The sequence below is a fragment of the Pseudarthrobacter sp. MDT1-56 genome (assembly GCF_059383555.1).
In genome coordinates this window covers 135,507-155,086 of the sequence record NZ_JBWZCK010000005.1, presented here as the reverse complement: position 1 = coordinate 155,086, position 19,580 = coordinate 135,507, and the positions used below count along the sequence as shown (strand labels likewise).

At 66.4% G+C, this 19,580-nt stretch carries 15 protein-coding genes; 5 read left to right on the top strand and 10 right to left on the bottom strand.

What is annotated here, in order from left to right; translation table 11 throughout:
- Nucleotides 1–78: 78 nt before the first annotated feature.
- The 5 genes from AC50YC_RS08990 to AC50YC_RS08970 form a co-directional block, all read right to left on the bottom strand.
- Nucleotides 79–1,839, bottom strand: coding sequence for a gamma-glutamyltransferase family protein (locus tag AC50YC_RS08990; protein WP_494953332.1), 1,761 nt, complete (start codon nt 1,837–1,839; stop codon nt 79–81).
- 100 nt (nt 1,840–1,939) lie between these two features.
- A complete protein-coding gene (locus AC50YC_RS08985) occupies nt 1,940–2,068 on the bottom strand; it encodes an MFS transporter small subunit (protein ID WP_494953187.1) in 129 nt (42 codons plus the stop codon).
- Between the two features lies 1 nt (nt 2,069).
- The gene (locus tag AC50YC_RS08980) at nt 2,070–3,461 is read right to left on the bottom strand and encodes an OFA family MFS transporter (protein ID WP_494953186.1); all 1,392 of its coding nucleotides are present in this window, start codon (nt 3,459–3,461) and stop codon (nt 2,070–2,072) included.
- Nucleotides 3,462–3,630: 169 nt separating this feature from the next.
- The gene (locus tag AC50YC_RS08975; protein WP_494953331.1) at nt 3,631–6,036 is read right to left on the bottom strand and encodes a Tex family protein; all 2,406 of its coding nucleotides are present in this window, start codon (nt 6,034–6,036) and stop codon (nt 3,631–3,633) included.
- An 80-nt stretch (nt 6,037–6,116) separates the two neighbouring features.
- Nucleotides 6,117–6,722 (bottom strand): SOUL family heme-binding protein, encoded by a 606-nt coding sequence (locus AC50YC_RS08970; RefSeq protein WP_494953185.1) that lies wholly within the window; start codon nt 6,720–6,722, stop codon nt 6,117–6,119.
- 171 nt (nt 6,723–6,893) lie between these two features.
- Between AC50YC_RS08970 and AC50YC_RS08965 the strand changes: the two genes are divergently transcribed.
- A complete protein-coding gene (locus AC50YC_RS08965; protein ID WP_494953184.1) occupies nt 6,894–10,511 on the top strand; it encodes a TM0106 family RecB-like putative nuclease in 3,618 nt (1,205 codons plus the stop codon).
- Between the two features lie 140 nt (nt 10,512–10,651).
- Here AC50YC_RS08965 and AC50YC_RS08960 read toward each other — a convergent pair whose 3' ends face one another.
- The 3 genes from AC50YC_RS08960 to AC50YC_RS08950 form a co-directional block, all read right to left on the bottom strand.
- The gene (locus AC50YC_RS08960; protein WP_494953183.1) at nt 10,652–11,722 is read right to left on the bottom strand and encodes an alkene reductase; all 1,071 of its coding nucleotides are present in this window, start codon (nt 11,720–11,722) and stop codon (nt 10,652–10,654) included.
- 82 nt (nt 11,723–11,804) lie between these two features.
- Entirely contained in the window at nt 11,805–12,860 is a 1,056-nt protein-coding gene (locus AC50YC_RS08955) for a 2,3-butanediol dehydrogenase (protein WP_494953182.1), read from the bottom strand.
- Between the two features lie 136 nt (nt 12,861–12,996).
- Nucleotides 12,997–14,787 carry an NAD(P)-binding domain-containing protein gene (locus AC50YC_RS08950; protein ID WP_494953181.1) on the bottom strand — a complete coding sequence of 597 codons (1,791 nt, stop codon included), beginning with the start codon at nt 14,785–14,787 and terminating at the stop codon, nt 12,997–12,999.
- A gap of 204 nt (nt 14,788–14,991) precedes the next feature.
- Here AC50YC_RS08950 and AC50YC_RS08945 point away from each other — a divergent pair, with 204 nt between their 5' ends.
- Complete coding sequence (locus tag AC50YC_RS08945) at nt 14,992–16,329, top strand: GAF domain-containing protein (protein WP_494953180.1); 1,338 nt, start codon at nt 14,992–14,994, stop codon at nt 16,327–16,329.
- A gap of 49 nt (nt 16,330–16,378) precedes the next feature.
- Here AC50YC_RS08945 and AC50YC_RS08940 read toward each other — a convergent pair whose 3' ends face one another.
- Entirely contained in the window at nt 16,379–16,879 is a 501-nt protein-coding gene (locus tag AC50YC_RS08940; RefSeq protein ID WP_494953179.1) for a PKD domain-containing protein, read from the bottom strand.
- 442 nt (nt 16,880–17,321) lie between these two features.
- Nucleotides 17,322–17,972, bottom strand: a complete 651-nt coding sequence (locus tag AC50YC_RS08935; protein WP_494953178.1) for a DUF6318 family protein — start codon at nt 17,970–17,972, stop codon at nt 17,322–17,324.
- A 221-nt stretch (nt 17,973–18,193) separates the two neighbouring features.
- Between AC50YC_RS08935 and AC50YC_RS08930 the strand changes: the two genes are divergently transcribed.
- The 3 genes from AC50YC_RS08930 to AC50YC_RS08920 all read left to right on the top strand — a co-directional run bounded on the left by AC50YC_RS08930 (nt 18,194) and on the right by AC50YC_RS08920 (nt 19,575).
- Nucleotides 18,194–18,628 (top strand): pyridoxamine 5'-phosphate oxidase family protein, encoded by a 435-nt coding sequence (locus tag AC50YC_RS08930; RefSeq protein WP_494953177.1) that lies wholly within the window; start codon nt 18,194–18,196, stop codon nt 18,626–18,628.
- Between the two features lie 51 nt (nt 18,629–18,679).
- Entirely contained in the window at nt 18,680–19,111 is a 432-nt protein-coding gene (locus AC50YC_RS08925; protein ID WP_494953176.1) for a very short patch repair endonuclease, read from the top strand.
- Nucleotides 19,112–19,272: 161 nt separating this feature from the next.
- A complete protein-coding gene (locus AC50YC_RS08920) occupies nt 19,273–19,575 on the top strand; it encodes a hypothetical protein (RefSeq protein WP_494953175.1) in 303 nt (100 codons plus the stop codon).
- Nucleotides 19,576–19,580 lie beyond the last annotated feature (5 nt).

Below are 19,580 nucleotides of genomic sequence, written 5' to 3'. Positions count from 1 at the left end.
CCCGCGAGGATAAGGCCCACACAAGCAATACTGCGAGCGGCCGCAAGCGGCGTATGGCAGACCTCAGAACGCCCCGCGCTAACGCCCCGCCGCGTACCCCTGCGCGCCGCGGGGATTGGCCGCCGCCTGCAGGACACCGGTCGAGGGATCCCGCACCACCGCCGAGAGCCGTCCCAGCGCCCAGCCGCCCGCGCGGGTGACGACGTGACCGCGGCGTTCGAGTCCGGCAATAACGTCCTCGCCCAGCCGGTCCTCGACGACGGCCCCGCCGGGCTCCCAGGTGCGCGGCCAGAACGAACCGGGCATCGACGTCGTATGGAAGGTGGGGGCATCGATGGCCTGCTGCGGTGAGTAGCCGCCGACGATCGTGCGCAGCAGATACGGCAGTTGCCACTGATCCTGTTGGTCACCGCCCGGCGAACCGAGCGCGGTCACGGCCGTGCCGTCCCGCAATACGAGGGTCGGCGTCAGCGTGGTGCGCGGCCGTTTGCCCGGCGTCAGCGTGGATGGTGTGCCCGGTTCCAGCCAGGTCATTTGCAGCCGGGTACCGAGGCAGAAGCCCAGCTCGGGGATAGCGGGCGAAGACTGCAGCCAGCCGCCCGACGGCGTGGCCGAGACCATGTTGCCCCAGCGGTCCACGACGTCGATATGGCACGTGTCACCGCGGGTCTCCCCGCTCGGTGCCACGGTGGGCTCCCCCACCCCGAGCCCGGCGGAGCCCTCGGCTTCGAGCGCCGGCGGCGTGTAGTTGGTTCGCAGCGGCGGCAGGTACGGCTCACGGCCGGGTACCGAACCGGGCCGGAATTCGTGCGAGGCCCGCTCGCCGATCAGGGCCCGGCGGGCGGCGCAGTATTCCTCGGACAGGAGGTAGTCCAGCGGCACGTCCGTGTCGCCGTAGTACGCCTCCCGGTCCGCGAGCGCCAGTTTCTGGGCTTCCAGGATGGTGTGCGCCCCGAGCTCGGTGGACGGGTCCAGGTACTCGTTGTCGAACCCCTCGAGCAGGGCGAGCGTTTGAAGCAGCGCCGGGCCCTGTCCCCACGGCCCCGTCTTGGCGATGGTGTGGCCCCGGAATTCGACGGTGGCTGCCGGCTCGTAGCCGGCCTCGAACCCCGCGAGATCCTGCAGCGTGAGGACACCGTGGTGGTCTGTGCCGGAGGAATGCCGGTGCGGGGTCTGGACGGAGTCGGCCATGGCTTTGGCCACGAAGCCCTCGCGCCATTCGCGGCGGGCGGCGTCGATCCTGCCCTCCCGGGACTGCCCACCCGTGCCGGCTGCCCCGGCGTCGATCAGCCGCTGCAAGGTCCGGGCGTAGGCCGGATTCCGGACCAGCTCCCCCTCGGCCGGGATCCGTCCGCCGGGCATCCAGAGTTCGGCCGAGGCGGGCCAATGCTTCTGGAACAGCTCCGCCACGGCCGCGATCGTTGTCCCGACCCTGCCCAGCATCGGGTGCCCGTCGCGTGCATAGCCGATCGCGAATTCCAGCACGTCATCTAGTTCCCAGGTCCCGTGGTCGCGCAGCAGCATGAGCCAGGCGTCGACGGCGGCGGGCACCGCGGCGGCCAGCGCCCCCGAGCCTGGCACCAGTTCCAGGCCCTCGGCGAGATAGTGCTCCACGGTAGCCCCGGCCGGGGCCGGGCCCTGGCCCATGAGGACAATAGGTGTGCCCGGTTCCTCCGCGGTGACGAAGACGCCGGTCATGTCCCCGCCGGGACCGTTCAGGTGCGGCTCGACAACGTGCAGCACGAAGGCACCCGCCGTCGCGGCGTCGAACGCGTTCCCGCCGCGTTCCAGCACGGCCTGGGCAGCCGCCGTCGCAAGCCAATGCGTGGACGCACTCATCCCGAAAGTGCCCTGCAGCGTGGGACGGGTAGTAAACGTCGCCGGGCGCGTGAACGCCGCGGAGACGGCTTGCACGGGTGCCGCTGAACCTACTGCGATGTCAGCCAAACAGGGCCGCCACTCGGGTCAGGGTCTCGTACACGCCGTACCCCAGTGGCACGCCGACCAGCGCCCAGGCCACGACCAGTTTCGCGGTGGACGGTTTCACCGATGTCTGTGCAGTACTCATCTCAGGCCTCCATGGCGGGTTCTTCGGCCCGAACGCGGTCCGGGCGTGGTTCGTGGAACCGGGCATCGACCGGCTTGACCAGCAGGTTGGCCACAAAGCCGATGATTAGCAGCCCCACCATGGTCAGCAGCGCAGGCTGGTAGGACGCGGCGGTCAGCTGTCCGGGTTTGCCCTGGGCATCCAGGAACGCGTTGACGATCAGTGGCCCGGCGATCCCGGCCGCGGACCATGCGGTGAGGAGCCGGCCGTGGATAGCCCCGACCTGGAACGTGCCGAAGAGGTCGCGCAGGTAGGCCGGGACGGTCGCGAAGCCGCCGCCGTAGAAGGAGATGATGACAAAAGCCAGCGCTACGTAGAGGAAGGTGCTGGTGGAGCCGGCCAGTGCCAGCACAATGTAGAGCACGGCGCCGACCCCGAGGTACATCATGTAGATGCGTTTGCGGCCGGTCACATCCGAGGTGGCGGACCAGGCGAAGCGGCCGGACATGTTGCCGATCGAGAGCAACCCGACGAAGCCGGAGGCGACGGCGGCACTCACCAGGGACACGCCGTCGGACTGGCGGAAGAAGTCCTGGATCATCGGGGCGGCCTGTTCCAGGATGCCGATGCCGGCGGTGACGTTGCAGAACAGGGCGATCCAGACGAGCCAGAACTGCCTGGTCTTGACCGCGTTCTTGGCGGAGACGTTGTCGGTGGTGACGAGTGTGGCGGTCTTGACCTTGGCCGGGTCAAAGCCGGCCGGCTTCCACCCCTCGGCGGGGACCTTGATGGTGAACGCGCCGAACAGCATATAGGCGAGGTATACGACGGCCAGGGTCAGGAAAAGCTTGCCGACGGAGTCGCCGCTGGCCACCCATCCCTGGGCGCCGGAGTTGGGGTCGTACATTTTCAGCAGTGCGGTGGAGACCGGGCTGGCGATCAGGGCGCCGCCGCCGAAGCCCATGATGGCCATGCCTGTCGCGAGGCCCGGGCGGTCGGGGAACCATTTGATCAGGGTGGAGACCGGCGAGATGTAGCCGATGCCCAGGCCGATGCCGATGAAGCCGTAGCCCAGGTAGACCAGCCAAAGTTGGCTGCTGAAGAGGCCGAGCGAACCGATCAGGAAGCCGCTGGCCCAGAACATCGCCGAGGTGAACATCGCTTTGCGCGGGCCGATCTTGTCCACCCAGGTGCCCATGATGGCGGCCGAGAGGCCCAGCATCACGATGGCGATCGAGAAGATCACGCCGATTTCGGTCAGGCTGGCGCCGAAGTGCTTCACCAGCGCCGTTTTGTAGACGCTCGTGGCGTAGGCCTGGCCGATGCACAGGTGCACGGCGAGCGCTGCGGGCGGCACCAGCCACCGGTTGAATCCGGGTGGGGCGATCGTTCGTTCGCGGTCCAGCCAGCCCATAAGTGCTCCCTTGCTTGTCGAAGACGTCGGTGTCCCAACGGCGTAGAGGCGAAGGGCCCCAAAGCGGGCCGATGCCTCCGGCAATCATGGGGCAGAAACTCAGCAAACGTACTATCTGTGCGACGAGCGGTAGGAAATCCGCGATGAACGGTCGCGTTGCTTCCGGGCCCTACTTTCCAAGTCCGGCCTTCCGCAACGCCTCGGCCATCGCCGTGTTGGCCGACGCCGGAACCGGCGCCTGCCTCTGTGGCTGCTTCTGTGGCTGCTTTTGCGGCTGCCTGGCGGGGGCCCGCCGGTCGGCCGCCGGTCCGCCCGCGACAGCCGATTCGTCGTCGAGCCGCAGCGTCAGCGAGATCCGTTTCCGGTCCGGATCGGCCTCCAGCACCTTGACCCGCACCACCTGGCCGGACTTGACCACTTCCCGCGGATCGGAGACGAAGCGGTTGGCCAGCGCGGAGACGTGCACCAGGCCATCCTGATGAACCCCGACGTCCACGAACGCCCCAAACGCCGCAACGTTGGTCACGGTCCCCTCCAGCACCATCCCGGGCCTGAGGTCAGAGATCTTCTCGATGCCCTCGGAGAACGTCGCCGCTGCAAAGGCCGGACGCGGGTCACGGCCGGGCTTCTCGAGCTCGGCGATGATGTCCTGCACCGTGGGCAAACCGAAGGACCCGTCCACGAAGTCCTGCGGGTTCAGGGCGGCGTAGCTTCCCGCAGCCGGCCCCTTACCGCCGGCGGCGGCTTTGATCTTCCGCGCCACCGGGTACGCCTCCGGGTGCACACTGGAGGCGTCCAGCGGCTCCGCTCCCCCGGTGATCCGAAGGAAGCCGGCGCATTGTTCGAACGCCTTGGCGCCGAGCCGGGGCACCTTCTTCAGTTCGCTGCGTTTGTTGAACGGGCCGTGCTCGTTCCGGTACGCCACGATGTTCTCGCTCAGCAGCGGCCCGACGCCGGCCACCCGGCTCAGCAGCGCCGGGGAGGCGGTGTTGACGTCCACGCCCACCGCGTTCACGCAGTCCTCGACGACGGCGTCGAGGCTGCGGTCGAGCTTGGCGGCGGTGACGTCGTGCTGGTACTGCCCGACGCCGATCGACTTCGGCTCGATCTTCACGAGCTCCGCGAGCGGGTCCTGCAGGCGCCGAGCGATGGACACGGCACCCCGCAGGGACACATCCATGTCGGGCAGCTCCGCGGAGGCCAGCGCCGACGCGGAATACACCGAGGCGCCGGCTTCGGAGACCACAATTTTCTGGGGTTTGGCCCCACCGGTCGAAGCGTCGGCGTCAGCGCCCGACGCCGCGAGCTGCTTGAGCAGGTCCGCGGCGAGTTTGTCGGTCTCCCGCGACGCCGTGCCGTTGCCGATGGCCACGAGTTCGACGTTGTGCTTCCGCGCCAGGTTCACGAGCGTCCGGAGCGCCTCATCCCATTTCCGGGCCGGGGCGTGCGGATAGATCGTGTCCGTCGCAACCACCTTGCCGGTGCCGTCCACCACCGCGACCTTCACCCCGGTGCGCAGTCCCGGGTCGAGGCCCAGGGTGGCGCGGTTTCCGGCCGGCGCCGCGAGGAGCACGTCGCGGAGGTTGGCTGCGAAGACCCGGACGGCTTCGTCCTCGGCGGCAGCGAACATCCGGCTCCGCAGGTCTGCAGTCAGCCGGGCCAACACCCGCGAGCGCCAGGCCAGCTGCGCGGTCTGGAGCAGCCACGCGTCGGCGGGCCGGCCGCGGTCGGCGACCCCGAGGAACCGTGCCACGGCGGCTTCGTACCGGCCGCGTGCGGCGGTGAGGGCGGCGTCGTCGTTCGGTTCAGCCTCGGCGAGATCCAGCTCCAGGACCCCGTCCTTCTCGCCGCGCAGCAGCGCCAGGACGCGGTGCGAGGGCATCCCGGACGGTTGCTGGGAGAACTCGAAATAGTCCTTGAACTTCTGCCCCTCGGCGTCCTTGCCCTTCTTCACGCGGGACACCATCCGGCCCTGGGTCCAGAGCCGTTCCCGCAGCGTGGCGGCCAGGTCCGGGTCCTGCGCGACCCGCTCCACCAGGATGGAGCGGGCGCCGGCGAGCGCCGTGGCAGCATCGACGATCGCGTGTTCGGCGTTGAGGTACCGGGCGGCTTCGCGTTCCGGATCCAGTTCCGGCCGCTTCAGCAGGGTATCGGCCAGCGGCTCCAGCCCGGCCTCGCGCGCGATCTGCGCCTTGGTCCGCCGCTTGGTCTTGAACGGCAGGTAAATGTCCTCCAGCCGCGACTTCGTATCGGCCCCGACGACGGCGGCCTGCAGTTCCGGAGTCAGGGCACCCTGCGCGGCGATTGCCTCCAGAACGGTCCGACGGCGGTCCTCCAGCTCGCGGAGGTAGCGCAGCCGCTCGTCCAGCTCGCGGAGCTGGGTGTCGTCGAGCGTCCCGGTGGCTTCCTTCCGGTAGCGGGCGATGAACGGCACGGTGGAGCCGGCGTCGAGCAGGTCCACGGCCGCCTTCACCTGCCAGGCCTGGACGCCGAGCTCGGCGGCGATCTGGGCGGCGATGCCGGACTCCCGCGTGTGCGGGACCTGTGTGTGCGGAGCCGGGGTCTGGCCGGACAAAGTCCGGGGCGGCAGTGCGGAGGCTGAACTGGCGGGGCGCTGCGGGAGTTGGGTCACCCTGCCATTTTGCCTTACCGGGGTCAGGGGCCGGGCTCACCCGAGGGTGGAAAAGGCTCCTGCACGTCCTGCACAACCTCGTTGCGGCGCAGGAACCACGGTTTGAACGGCGGATCAAAGCGGGCAAATCGTGGCGGCCCCACGGCCGTCAGCCCGGCAAGCACCAGTGCCGCCTGGAGGCCATTGTTGCGACGTTCAAAGGCAGCTTCCGACCCGCTGCCCGAGAACCGAAGAGCAGCCGTCAGGGATCCGGGGATGGTCCGGATCTTGACCTGGGAGTTCGCCGGGACCGGGGCCGTCTCCGCCGTCACGCCAGCGGGGAGCACAAAGGCAACCACAAAATCAGCGGTCTCTTTGCTTCCCGGCAGCGGACCGCTCTGGAGCACCGGGGCGGTCATCGCCAGCTTCTGCGAAGGACCGAGCTCCTGGACCACCGGGGCCGTCATCGCCAGCTTCTGACCGGCCTTGTTGCTGCCGCTGATGTAGTTGAACAGGTGCCGGAAGGCAGCATTCCCGGCTCGGTCAAACGTCGTGTTGACCTGTATTTCGGCCACAACGTGCGACGGATAGCGGCGCAGCTCGAAGTGCGCAAAGCGCTGGACCAGCTCGTAAGGTTGCTGTTCGGTCATGGTCCTCAGACCCTACGCCGATCCTGCGACGGGAACCAGCGGTCGGTTCCTGCTCCCTGCTTGATTGTCAGAGGGCTTTGATAGCTTGAAGGACACAAGGCCAGGTTGCGCTAGCGGCAAGTCCTGGGCGGCAAGCCGTCACATCCGCGGGGCATCAACATCGGGGGCACAGTGTTTTTTCTTGAACCGGAAGCAGCAGGTACCGCGCAGGACCTGGTCTTCTCCGCGAGCGACCTCGTCACGGCCGCCAGCTGTGAGTACCAGCTGCTGCGCAAACTCGACGAGAAGCTCGGCCGCTCGCCCAAGGCTGCCTTCGCCGACGATGAGATGCTCAAGCATGCAGCCGTGTTGGGTGACCGCCACGAACACAAAGTCCTCGAGGGTTTCGTCGAGGAGTTCGGACAGTGGGATCGAGTCTCCGGGCGCGGCGTGTACGACGTCGTACCGGCACAAACCATGGACCGCACCACCCTGCAGGCTAAGCACCGGGAATCCCTCGACGCCCTGCAATCCGGCGCCGACGTGGTGTTCCAGGCCGCTTTCTTTGACGGCCAGTTCCATGGCCGCTCCGACTTCCTGGTCAGGCAGACCGACGGCAGCTACGCCGTCTTCGACACCAAACTGGCCCGCCATGCGAAGGTGACCGCGCTGCTCCAGCTTGCCGCCTACGGCGATCAGCTGCTCAAGGCCGGGATAACACCGGCCCCGGTTGTGACCCTGGTCCTCGGCGCCACGGTCCCGCTCCCCGGCGGCGGCTTCGACTATGTCCGCAGCCACCACAAACTTTCGGAAGTCCTGCCGGTCTTCCGCGAGCGGCGGGACCGCTTCCTGGTATTGACCTCGTCGCATCTGGCGCAGCCCGGCACCGTGCAGTGGGGCACGCCCGGGCTGACCGCCTGTGGCCGCTGCGACTACTGCCAGGAGCAGGTCGTGGCCACCGACGACCTGCTCCTCGTGGCGCGGATGAACTCGGCACAGCGCAAGGCACTCCATGTGCGGAACATCTTCACGGTCAAAGAACTCGCGGAAGCCCGGCTCCCCGGGGCGAACGGGGCACTGCTTCGCTTGCAGGACCAGGCCCGGATGCAGAGTGGGGTTGGCGCTGCCCACGGCGGTGTCCGGTACGTCAAGGACGGCACCGAACACACCATCAGCTACAAGGTGGTCCCGGAAAGCAAGCTCGCCGAGCTTCCGCCGCCCAGCGCCGGCGACATCTTCTTCGACTTCGAGGGTGATCCCCTGTGGCAGGAAAGCGCGACCGGAGTGTGGGGACTGGAGTATCTGTTCGGGGTCGTCGAAGCGCCGACGGGCCCCGGCGACCCGGGGGTGTTCCGGCCGTTCTGGGCGCACAGCCGGAAGGCGGAGAAGCAGGCCTTCCTCGATTTCCTCGACTATGTGGAAAAACGCCGGCTGGAATACCCGGACATGCACGTCTACCACTACGCGGCGTATGAGAAAACCGCGCTCCGGAAGCTCTCCGTGATGCACGTGGCCGGCGAAGACACCGTGGACGAGTGGCTGCGCCAGGGCCTCCTGGTGGATCTCTACCAGACGGTCCTCACCAGCATCCGGATCTCGGAGAATTCCTACAGCATCAAGAAACTCGAACCGCTCTACATGGGGACGAATCTGCGCTCCGGGGACGTGAAGGACGCCGGCGCCTCGGTGGTCGCCTACGCCCACTACTGCGACGCGCGCGACGACGGCCGGGCTGAGGAAGCGGCCACCATCCTCGCGGGGATCTCCGACTACAACGAATACGATTGCCTCTCCACACTGGAGCTGCGGAACTGGCTCCTGGGCCTGGCCCGGGAGCGCGGGATCAAGCCGGGCGGCGACGGCGGCGCCTCCGCCCTAACCACCCAGGCAGTCGACACCGGTGCGGGCACCGCGCTGGGTGCCGCTGACCTGGACCCGCTGGAAGTGGCGCTGGCCGGACTGGCGGGTGCCGGCGTCGGGCTGTCAGAAAATGACCGGAAGGCTGTTTCCATGCTAGCGGCGGCGGTCAGCTATCACCGCCGGGAACGCAAGGCATTCTGGTGGGCGCACTTCGACCGCTGCGAGAACGGCCCCGACACGCATCACCAGCAGGACCGCAACGTCTTCCTCGTCGAGGACGCGGAGGTGCTGGAGGACTGGTGGAAGGACGGCGCCAAGCTTCCGGAGCGGAAGGTGAAGCTGATCGGTACGGTCAGTCCGGGCTCGGACCTTCGTGAGGGCAGTACGTGGTTCCGCATGTATGAGCCGCCGCTGCCGGCCGGGCTGGAGGGCACGGGGATCAAAGGGACAGGACGCAACGGCTGGTTCGGCACCGAGGTCCTGGAGCTGGGCCATGAGGACGGCAAGGACACCGTCATCATCCGGGATAAGCTCCGCAAGAACATCGAACCGTATTTCCAGGTCCCCGTCGCGCTGACCGAGGACCAACCGATCCAGACCAAAAGCCTCGAGGACGCGCTGGCGGCTTTGGCCTCCGGCGTCGCCGCGGGACTGCAGGGAGGGTCCTCCGGTTTCCCGCACCATCCGGCCCTGGATCTCATCCGCCGGGTTCCGCCGCGGATTGCCGCCGGGGCGCCGCTGCCCGCGCCGGGTGAGGGTCCGGACAGGTTCATCGACGCGATCGCCGAGGCCGTCGGGGCGCTGGATCATTCCTATGTCGCGGTCCAGGGTCCGCCCGGGACCGGCAAGACCCATGTGGGATCCCATGTCATCGCCCGGCTGGTGCACCGGGGGTGGAAAGTCGGGGTCGTCGGGCAGTCCCACGCGGTGGTGGAGAATCTGCTGAAGACCGCTGTGACCAAGGCCGGCGTCGATCCGTCGCTGGTCGCCAAGGAAGTGAAACACGCGGAGCCGCTCCCCTGGGAGCAGCGCTCGGCGAAGGATGTCGCACGCCTGCTGGGCGCGCCGGGCGGGGCGCTCATCGGCGGGACCGCGTGGACATTGACGGGCGCCAACGTCCCGGCGGGGTCCCTGGATCTGCTGGTGATCGATGAGGCCGGGCAGTTCTCGCTGGCCAACACCCTGGCCGTCGCGCAGGCCAGCAGCCGCCTGCTGTTGCTTGGTGATCCCCAGCAGTTGCCGCAGGTCAGCCAGGGCGCGCACCCCGAGCCCGTGGACGAGTCAGCTCTCGGCTGGGTTTCGGCCGGTCATGCCACGCTGCCGCCGGAGCTGGGCTATTTTCTGGCCGACTCGTGGCGGATGACTTCCGAGCTGTGCCGCGCCGTCTCCGAACTCTCCTATGAGGGGAAGCTGCGCTCGGCTCCGGCGGCGGACCTCCGGCGGCTCGAATCAGTGCCGGCCGGGATCGAAACCGTCATGGTGGAGCACAGCGGCAACGTCACGTCGTCCGCAGAGGAGGCCGCCGAGGTCGTCCGCCAGGTGCGCCGGCATCTGGGGCTGAGCTGGCACGCGGAACAGGGCACCCGGCCGCTGGACGTGGCGGACATCCTGGTGGTCGCCGCCTACAACGCACAGGTCAACGTGATCCGCGAAGCGCTCGATGCCGCTTCCCTGGCCGGCGTCCGGGTGGGAACTGTGGATAAGTTCCAGGGCCAGGAGGCGGCCGTTGTGATCGTGTCCATGGCATGTTCAGCGGTGGCCGAAGCTCCACGCGGGATGGAATTCCTGCTCTCACGCAACCGGATCAACGTGGCGGTGTCCCGCGGCCAGTGGCGCGCCGTCGTCGTCCGCGCGCCCGAGCTGACCAACTACCTGCCCACCCATCCCGAGGGCCTGGAGCAGCTGGGCGGATTCATCGGGCTGTGCCAGAGGTCGGTCCTAGCCAGCTAAACGGGATATGCCCATTTTTCACCCGCGCCACCAGGGGACATGCCCACTCCTAAACACGAACAGTGGACAGAATGGCATTCTGTCCACTGTTCGTGGCCAAGGAGGGACATGTCCAGCGGTGGGGGTGCCGCCGGCTGGTGCTAGTTCTGGTAGGCCGGGTAGTCCGTGTAACCCTTGGCGTCGTCGGTGTAGAACGTCGACCGGTCCGGCTCGTTGGTGGGGAGCCCGTCACGCCAGCGGCGGACCAGGTCCGGGTTGGCGATGGCCGGGCGTCCGACGACGACGGCGTCAGCGTGGCCGTCCGCGACCAGCGCCTTGGCTTCCTCGCGGGTGGTGATGACGCCGAAGCCCGAGTTCAGCAGGAACGTTCCGCCGAAGCGGGTGCGCAGATCCTGCACCAACTCGCTGGTGGGTTCCTTGTGCAGCACGCTCAGGTAGGCCAGCTTCAGGGGCGCCACGGCATCCACCAGAACCTTGTAGGTCTCGTTGACATCGGCTGCGTCAAATTCGGTGGCGCCCTGGACGTTGTGCTCGGGCGAGATACGGATGCCAACCCGGTCCGCGCCCACCGCGTCCACCACGGCCCGCGTCACTTCAATGACGAAGCGCGCACGGTTGGCAGGCGAGCCGCCGTAGACGTCGTCGCGCTGGTTGGCCGACGGTGCGAGGAATTCGTGCAGCAGGTAGCCATTCGCGGAGTGCAGCTCGACGCCGTCGAACCCGGCATCGATCGCGTTGCGGGACGCCGTGACGAACTCCTGGACGATACCCGGCAGTTCCTCGGTGGTCAGCGCGTGCGGCACGGGGAAGGGCTTCTTCCCCTGGTAGGTGCGGGTCTCGCCGTGGATCGCGATGGCGCTGGGGGCAACCACCTGCCGACCGCCGTTGGTGTCTTCGTGCGTGACGCGTCCGGCGTGCATCACCTGGGCAAAGATGCGGCCGCCCTCGGCGTGCACGGCCGAGGTGACGTCGGCCCAGCCCTTGAGCTGCTCCTTGGTCACCAGGCCGGGCTGGCCCGGGAACCCCTGGCCGGCGTGGCTGGGGTACGTGCCCTCACTGACGATCAGGCCGAGGGACGCGCGCTGCCGGTAGTGCTCGACAACCAGCGGGCCGGGAACGCCGTCCCTGCCGGAGCGGAGCCGGGTAAGCGGCGCCATCACCAGCCGGTTGGGCAGTTCCAGCTCGCCGAGAGTCATCGGGGAAAACAGCATGCGCAGTTCCTTTCACCAGGGATTGGGTTCGCTGGCTACAACTGAACGGCGCCTGCAACTATTCCGGGTGAGGCCCGGATCACTACGGGTGGACGATGATCTTGACCGCGGTGTCGTTGTGGTGGATCAAGGTATCGAAGCCTTTGTCCACGAGATCACCCAGGGCGATCCTTCCCGTGATGAAGGGCTTCAGATCGACTTTTCCCTCTTGGACGAGCTTGATCGCGGCCGCGTGATCGCCGCAATAGGCGATGGTGCCGCGGAGGTCGATCTCCTTCAGGACGACCTTCTGCATGTCCACGGTGGCCGGACGTCCCCAGATCGATACGTTGACGACGACGCCGGCCGGCTTCACGACGTCGAGCATCGTGTCCAGCACGGCATTCACGCCGGCACATTCAAAGGCCGCATCTGCCCCCGCGCCTTCGGTCAGTTCCAGCACCCGCGCCTTGACGTCATCAGAGCTGGGGTCCAGCACATGATCCGCGACTCCCGAGGAAACCGCTTTGTCCTTCCGGGCCGCCGACAGCTCAGTGACGATCGTGGTGACGCCGAGGCCCTTGAGGACCGCGGCGGTCAGCAGACCAATGGGGCCCGCACCGCCGACGACGGCGACGTCCCCGGCTTTGACGTCGCTCCGGCCGACGGCGTGATAGGCCACCGCGAGGGGTTCAATGAGGGCGGCTTCGTCCAGCGGGATGTCACCGACGGGGTGGACCCACCGGGTGTCCACGACGACCTTCTCACTCAGGCCCCCGCCGCCGCCCGCCAGGCCGATGAAGCCGAGTTTGGTGCACAGGTTGTAGTGGCCGCTGAGGCACGGGCCGCATTCATTGCAGACGATATAGGGTTCCACCACCACGCTGTCGCCGACGGCGAGCCCGGTCACTCCCTCCCCCAGTTCCTCGACAGTGCCCGAGAACTCATGACCCAGGGTGACGGGCGCTTCCTCGTGGGAAATCGGGTGGGGGTGGCCGGGCGGCGGCGTGAAGATCGGCCCTTCCAGGAACTCGTGGAGGTCAGTCCCGCAGATCCCGCACCAGGCGACGGTGATCTTCACCGTCCCGGGGCGCAGCTCCGGCTCCGGAATGTCTTCGATCCGGAGGTCTTCACGGGCATGGAATCGTGCTGCTTTCATGGTGATTTGTTCCTTCGCATTACGGGCCGTGGATGCGCCCGGTCAGGCGCATCCACGGCATGTCGTTGGATTCTCACAAGGGGGCCGTCACCCCCAGTGTGGTTCCCAGGGCTGTGATTGTCACGGCCCGTCCAGGTCAGCGCGTGTGGTGCGTGGGCTGGCGATCGAAGACCGGCGTCGGCAGCCCCTCCATCCTGGCCTTGAGCTGCAGTGCCAGATAGTTGGAGTAGTGGCGGCTTTGGTGCAAATTGCCGCCGTGGATCCACAGATTGTCCACGTTGGTGGGTTTCCACATATTGCGCAGTTCGCCTTCCCACGGCCCCGGGTCCTTGGGGGTGTCGGAGCCAAAGCCCCAGCACTTCCCGACGGCGTCGGCCACTTCGGGTGAGACCAGATCGGCCAGCCAACCGTTCATCGACCCATAACCGGTGGCGTAGATGATGGCGTCCGCTTCCAGCTCGGTCCCGTTGGCCATCACGACGGCGTTCCCGGTGATCTTGCCGACCTCGCCATTGGCCAGCTTGACCCGCCCGTCGATGATCAGCTGCGAGGCGCCGACATCGATGTAGTAGCCGGAACCGCGCCGCAGGTACTTGAGGAACAGGCCGGAGCCGTCCACGCCGAAGTCCAGGTCAAAGCCAGCGGCCTCCAGCTGGGAGTAAAACTCTGCGTCCCGCTCGGCCATCTCCGCATAGACCGGGATCTGGGCTTCGGGCAGGATCCGGTACGGCAGCGAGGCGAACAGCAAATCCGCTTTCTCCGTGGTGACCCCATTGGCGAGCGCCTGCTCGGAGTACAGGCCGCCGAGGGCCAGGTCCATAAGGGATTCACTGCGGGCGATGTGCGTGGAGGACCGCTGGACCATGGTGACGTCCGCGCCGTGTTCCCAGAGGTCGGCGCAGATATCGTGGGCCGAGTTGTTGGAGCCGATGACCACGGCTTTCTTCCCGGTCCAGTCTCCGCCGCCCGGATGCTTGGACGAGTGGTACTGCTCCCCCAGGAAAGAGTCGGCGCCGTCGAACGCGGGAACGCTCGGATACCCCGAGACACCCAGGGCGAAGACGAGCTGCTTGGGGCGCAAGGTGACCGGTTCGCCGTCGCGCACCACCTCCACCACCCACTCCTGCGAGGCCTCGTCGAAACGAGCGTTGGTGCATTCGGTCTTGGACCAGTAGTTCAGTTCCATGATCCGTGTGTAGTTTTCCAGCCAGTCGCCGATCTTGTCCTTGGCCGCGAAAACCGGCCAGTCGTCGGGGAACTTGATGTAGGGCAGGTGGTCGTACCAGACAGGGTCGTGGAGGTGCAGGGACTTGTAGCGGTTGCGCCAGGAGTCGCCCGGGCGGTCATTTTTCTCGATGATGATGGTGGGCACGCCGAGCCGGCGCAGCCGTGCGCCCAGCCCGATCCCGCCCTGGCCGCCGCCGATAATGACGGTGTACGGCTGGTCCTCGTAGCCGAGCCGGGCTTCCTGCTCTTCTTTCAGCTCCAGCCACGACTTGCGGCCCTTGGTGATCTCGTGGGCGACCCCTTTCTCCCGGTTGACGCCCTTAGTTTCCTCGAAGCCCTTGAGCTCCTGCATGGTGGTGAGCAGCGTCCAGCATTTGCCGTTCCGGAGGCGCAGATGGGCGTAGCCCCGGGCCTGGGCGGTCTCGAAGTTCACCCAGGCCTCGGCGTTGGCAGCGTCCCCGGTGGCGTCCTCGGCCAGCGTCCAGTTGCTTGGCTGCACATCGTCCAGGGTGGCATCCAGCATGCGCCGGATGTCTTCTTTGCCTTCAAGGGTCTTGAGGTTCCAGGTGAAGGAGACGAAGTCGCGCCAGTACGAATCGTCGTCGAATAGCTCAAGCACGTCATCGGTGTTGTGGCTGCGCAGCGCCTCATCGAACTGCGCCAGCCACGCCTCGACCACGCCGTTTGGAGTCTCAGGCATGTTTCCTCTTTCCGTTGCTAACTGTGGGCCGGTCCCGTTGCATGGCGTCCAGACCATGCAGTGACCCGCATCACAAGTAAAGTCCGCAGGGGGTTACAATCGGGTTACACAGAGCTCTCAAGCTTTTGGCCGGTGCCTACGCTGGTCGGGGTGGGCGGTAGCTGACCGAGCGCGACGATGCGAGGGCGAGTTGGGACAATGAGCATGCGGCAGGGCAGTCGCTCGATCACGCAGCTCTCGGACCTGAGGTTTTCGGCGCCTGCGGAGTACGCCCGCGCCCTGAGGAAAGCGCACGAGGCCACGGTGTCCGGCACTCCGAACCCGCATTTGTCGCCGTCCCTCGTCAAGTCCTGGCAGCGTTCGCTCGCGCTGGGCATCAACCCGGACCAGCACCGCCCGATTCACCGGCACGAGGTTTCCGAGGCACGCTCGCTCAGTGCCGGCCACCGGCTGGCCGCCGTGATGCCCGCACTGTCACAACTGCTGGCCGATGAGACCGCGACCGGGCGCCACCTGTTGATCGTGACCGATCATGAGGGCGAAGTGCTGTGGCGCGTTGGCAGCAAGCAGGCGCTGAAACTCGCCGACTCCCTGGAGTTCGTGGAGGGGGCCGACTGGTCCGAATCGGGCGTTGGCACCAATGCCATCAGCGAAGCCCTCGTGACGGGCGCCCCCGCGCAACTCTTCTCGGCCGAGCATCTGGTGCGGACACATCACGACTGGGCCTGCACCGCCTCTCCGATTCGCGACCCGCTGACGGGGGAAGTGATCGGCGTGCTGGACGTTTCCGGCCCGTTCGAATCCGTTACGCCAGACAGTCTGCGCTTGGTGCGCTGTGGGGTGCGGCTTGCGGAGGAGCTGTTGAAATCCGCCACCCCTCCCGGTGAGGCCGGCCCCGGGCCCGGAAAGTCCGCAGGGTTCGCTGCTGCGGGGCGCTCCGAAGCCGGGGTCCGCTCGCAGCTGACCCTTCGGCTGCTGGGGGACGCGCCGTCTGCGGCGCTCGACGGCGGTCCCAGCCGCCCGTTGACACTGCGCCGTGCCGAGATCCTGGCCCTTCTGGCCTCCCGGAACCAGGGCTGGAGCGCCGATGAACTGGCCTACGAGATCCATGGAGACTCGGGCACCGCTGCGGCGATCCGGACCGAGATGCACCGGATTCGCAACATCCTGGGCAATGTGGTGGAAGCGAACCCCTACCGCTTCTCGTCGGCCGTCAGGGTGGTTACGGACGCCTCACGTGTGGCCGGCCATTTGCGCGACGGCCGCGTTGCCGAGGCATTTGCGGCGTACCGGGCGAAATTCCTCAACCGTTCCACCAACCTCGCGATCGGGTTCATGCGCGACGAGCTGAATGAAGCGGTCGGCGCGTCTGTCCGGGCCAGCGGTGACGCCGGGTTGATGCTGCAGTGGTGCACCAGCGACATGGGCTCCGCGGACACGGCAGCCGCAGCAACGGCAGCCACACTGATGGGGCCGCAGGATCCGCGCTGTCAGCTGGTGAGCGCCCGGATGGAACGGGTTGACCGGGAGTTGCGCGCGTAGATCCCGTGCCATCGGCGCCCTTGCCTGCGATGAGCGCCTTTGCCCGACACTAGGGAGCAGGAGGTACGACGCCGGGGCACCCCTGGCCTTGCGGGTTGCGGAGGCAGTCGTCAGCGTAGTTCCGGGTGATAGAACGCCAGACGCTCACGGTCTGCGCCGGCGAACTCAATTGACCTTGCCCCGGGATGGGCAGCGGCGGCCCGCCATTGACCGAGTACGTGCCCTGGAAATGGGTGGTCAGGACCACCGAGAAATCACCGGTCTGGGTGTAGACGTGGCTGGTGGCGGTCTTTTCGCCCCAGCGTTCCTGCGGGAGGGGTCCACCGGCGGCCGTCTGCGGCCCAAGCGAGGTTCCGTCGCCGTAACTCCAGGTGTACTGGACGGGCTTGGCGACGACGTGCACGTCCTGAGCCAAGATGGTGATGTCGAATTGCTGTTCGACGGCCTCCGCGAAGAAGTTCGTCTCAGCTCCCCGCAGTGTGTGCGGACTGGGCTGGGCCGTGACAGAAGCTGCAGCGATTGGCAGCCGCTGGAATTCCGTTTGGATCATGGCCGCGATCCGGGGAAGCAAGTCCTCAGGCCTGGGATCGAAGAGACACGTGGGCCCGGAGTGGAAGCTCCACGTTGGATTCGGCACGCCTGCCGGAGCTTTCAGCCACACAACCGGAATACCGTCCTCGCCGTCCGGACCGTTTTTGCAGTCGACGAGGACGGCAAGGCAATCCGTGTCGAAGTCGCCGCCGCCCAGGTGGCACTGAAGTACGTACTTGTATTGGTAGGGGTCAGTGACTACCGTCCCGGGCTCAGCCCAGACAAATCGCCCCGTTCCCGTATCGATCGTCCAACCTCCGATATCAACCGTGTCCTCTCCCCAGTCTCCGGTTATAGGAGGCAGGTCATTGCCGCCAAATGCCGGCATGGATTGCACTGCCAGGAGCACGGTCATTATCGCTGCTCCTATGAACCGGAACCTCAACGATGGCTTCACTTGTCTAGCCGACTATTGGCTGAATATTGTTCACGTACCAGGCACCATCGCGGAAGACCGCCAGCATGAGATTGCCTGTGTCCTCGGGCTTCGGGTCCGCTTGATGCAATGTCGCGTCCGCGTTGTAGTAGGAGATGGCACCTTGCGAGACTTGGATAGCGACCTGGTAGTTTCCATCGGGCGCAATAACGAATGTCGTACTGATCGACGGCGTTTCAGTTTTGCCGCCAACAAGCCATCGCCCGGCCTCGTGCCAACCTGTAATTACTGTCTTCGCCCGATCGCACGCCCGGCAACCGGGACTTGTGATATTCACCAGCCGCGACACGTCGCCGGTCTCATAGCCGTAACTAAGCAATTGAAACCAGTACCGCGCGAACTCTTCTAAACCTTCCTTCGTCTCCGCCTTCGCTGCTTCCGGCAACACGGGAACTGGGACGTTTTGGGCCCTGCCCGAGGCGTCGGCGGGTTTGTAGCTCGCTGTTGGGGTGGGAGTGGCGGTCGGTGTCGCCGTGGGACTCGAAGATTCGGGTGCGGCCGTTGCGCCAGGCGTTGTTCCCCCGCCGGTGCAGGCTGTGACCGACAACAGGCTTAAAGCAACCGCGGCGGTGAAAATGCGTCGGCGGCGGTCGAAAGTTGGAGTGCGAGATGTCATGGTCAGCTATTCCCCCCGATAGAAATCAAGACGCCTGAAGCCAAACAATGCCTTAAGGGTAACCGACATCACATTTTGGGCCTCTACGTTATCCACAGGCGCTGGATCGCCCAGCGCCATGGCCCCGAGTCAGTTCGCCGCACACCCCATCGGAGCGACACACACCGACTTTCCCGCCTAAGCCTCTGGCGTTTTTCTACACAGCCCAGAACAATGAACCCATGATGTTCGAACATGCAGACGAAAACCCCATTCTTGTCCTCGATGAAGATCAGAGCTGGAAGCTGATTGAAGGAACCAAACACGGCAGGCTCGTGGTCATCGTGGGCGGCGAACCCGATATCTTTCCGGTGAACTACGCCGTGAGCGGTAGGAAGCTCTACCTCCGGACGGCCCCCGGCAACAAACTCGCTGAAGTGACCATCAATTCCAAAGTGCTGTTCGAGACCGACGGCATCCTCTCCGACGAGGCTTGGTCGGTTGTCCTGCGCGGCACGGCCCGGGTGCTGGACCAGTCTGCCGACATCGCAGCGGCAGAGGCCCTAGGGCTCAAGCCGTGGGTTCCGACCCTGAAGGACTTCTACGTCGAGATCGAGCCCACCTCGGTCAGCGGGCGCCATTTCCAGTTTGGCGAGCACCCGGAGCGTGAAATCTAGGAGCCGTTAGCGCCCACCGCCTTGCAGCGCACCGCCGCCTAGACTTGATCCATGGCGGACAAGCTGACCCCCGAGCGGCGCAGCTGGAACATGTCCCGCATCCGCGGGAAGAACACCAAACCTGAAATTCTGGTCCGTAAGTTGCTCCATGCCAAGGGCTACCGTTACCGGTTGCACGGAACCGCCCGCGGTGGACGGCTCCCCGGCAATCCGGATCTGGTGTTCGCCGGCCGCCACAAAGTCATCTTCGTCAATGGCTGCTTCTGGCATTTCCACGACTGCCGGGTCGGGCAGCACGCGCCCACGGCCAACGCGGAGTTCTGGGAAAACAAGCGCACGCGGACACGAACCCGAGACGCCGAGCAACGGCGTCAGCTTGAGCACTCGGGCTGGGAAGTGCTCACCGTCTGGGAGTGTGAACTCAAAGATGTCTCTGCGCTGGAGCGACAACTTGATGACTTCCTGCAGGGACGAACCGAATAGGCCGGCGCCACCAACCACCGGACTTGTTCCCAGCGACATCAAAAAATGTCCCGGCGCTAGCGGAGACAGACTGGTCGGTCTCGGGTAATATCCGAATCTGGGGACAAGGACTCTATCGGGTCCGTACTTACTCGTACTTCTACTCCACGGGAGAGCGCCAGATGCCGCACTTGCTGAGGTCCACCACGTCCCTGAGGCCTGCAACTCGGCCGTCGAAGTCATCCCCCGGTTCCCGGCCTCCGGAACATCGGCGATCCACCGAGGCCAACCATATCGATCCCGATCTTGGCGCCCTGCGCGGGCAGGTATCAGCGATCATTGATGCGATTCTCTCCGACACCAAGCCCGAAGAGGCACAGGTCCGCGAGAAGCTCCGCTGGCACGTCGCCAACAACCCAGGCCAGCCGGAGAAGGCTCTCTTGAGCCACCTGCTGTCTGTCTCCGTGGAACAGGCCGCCGGCTAGCAGCG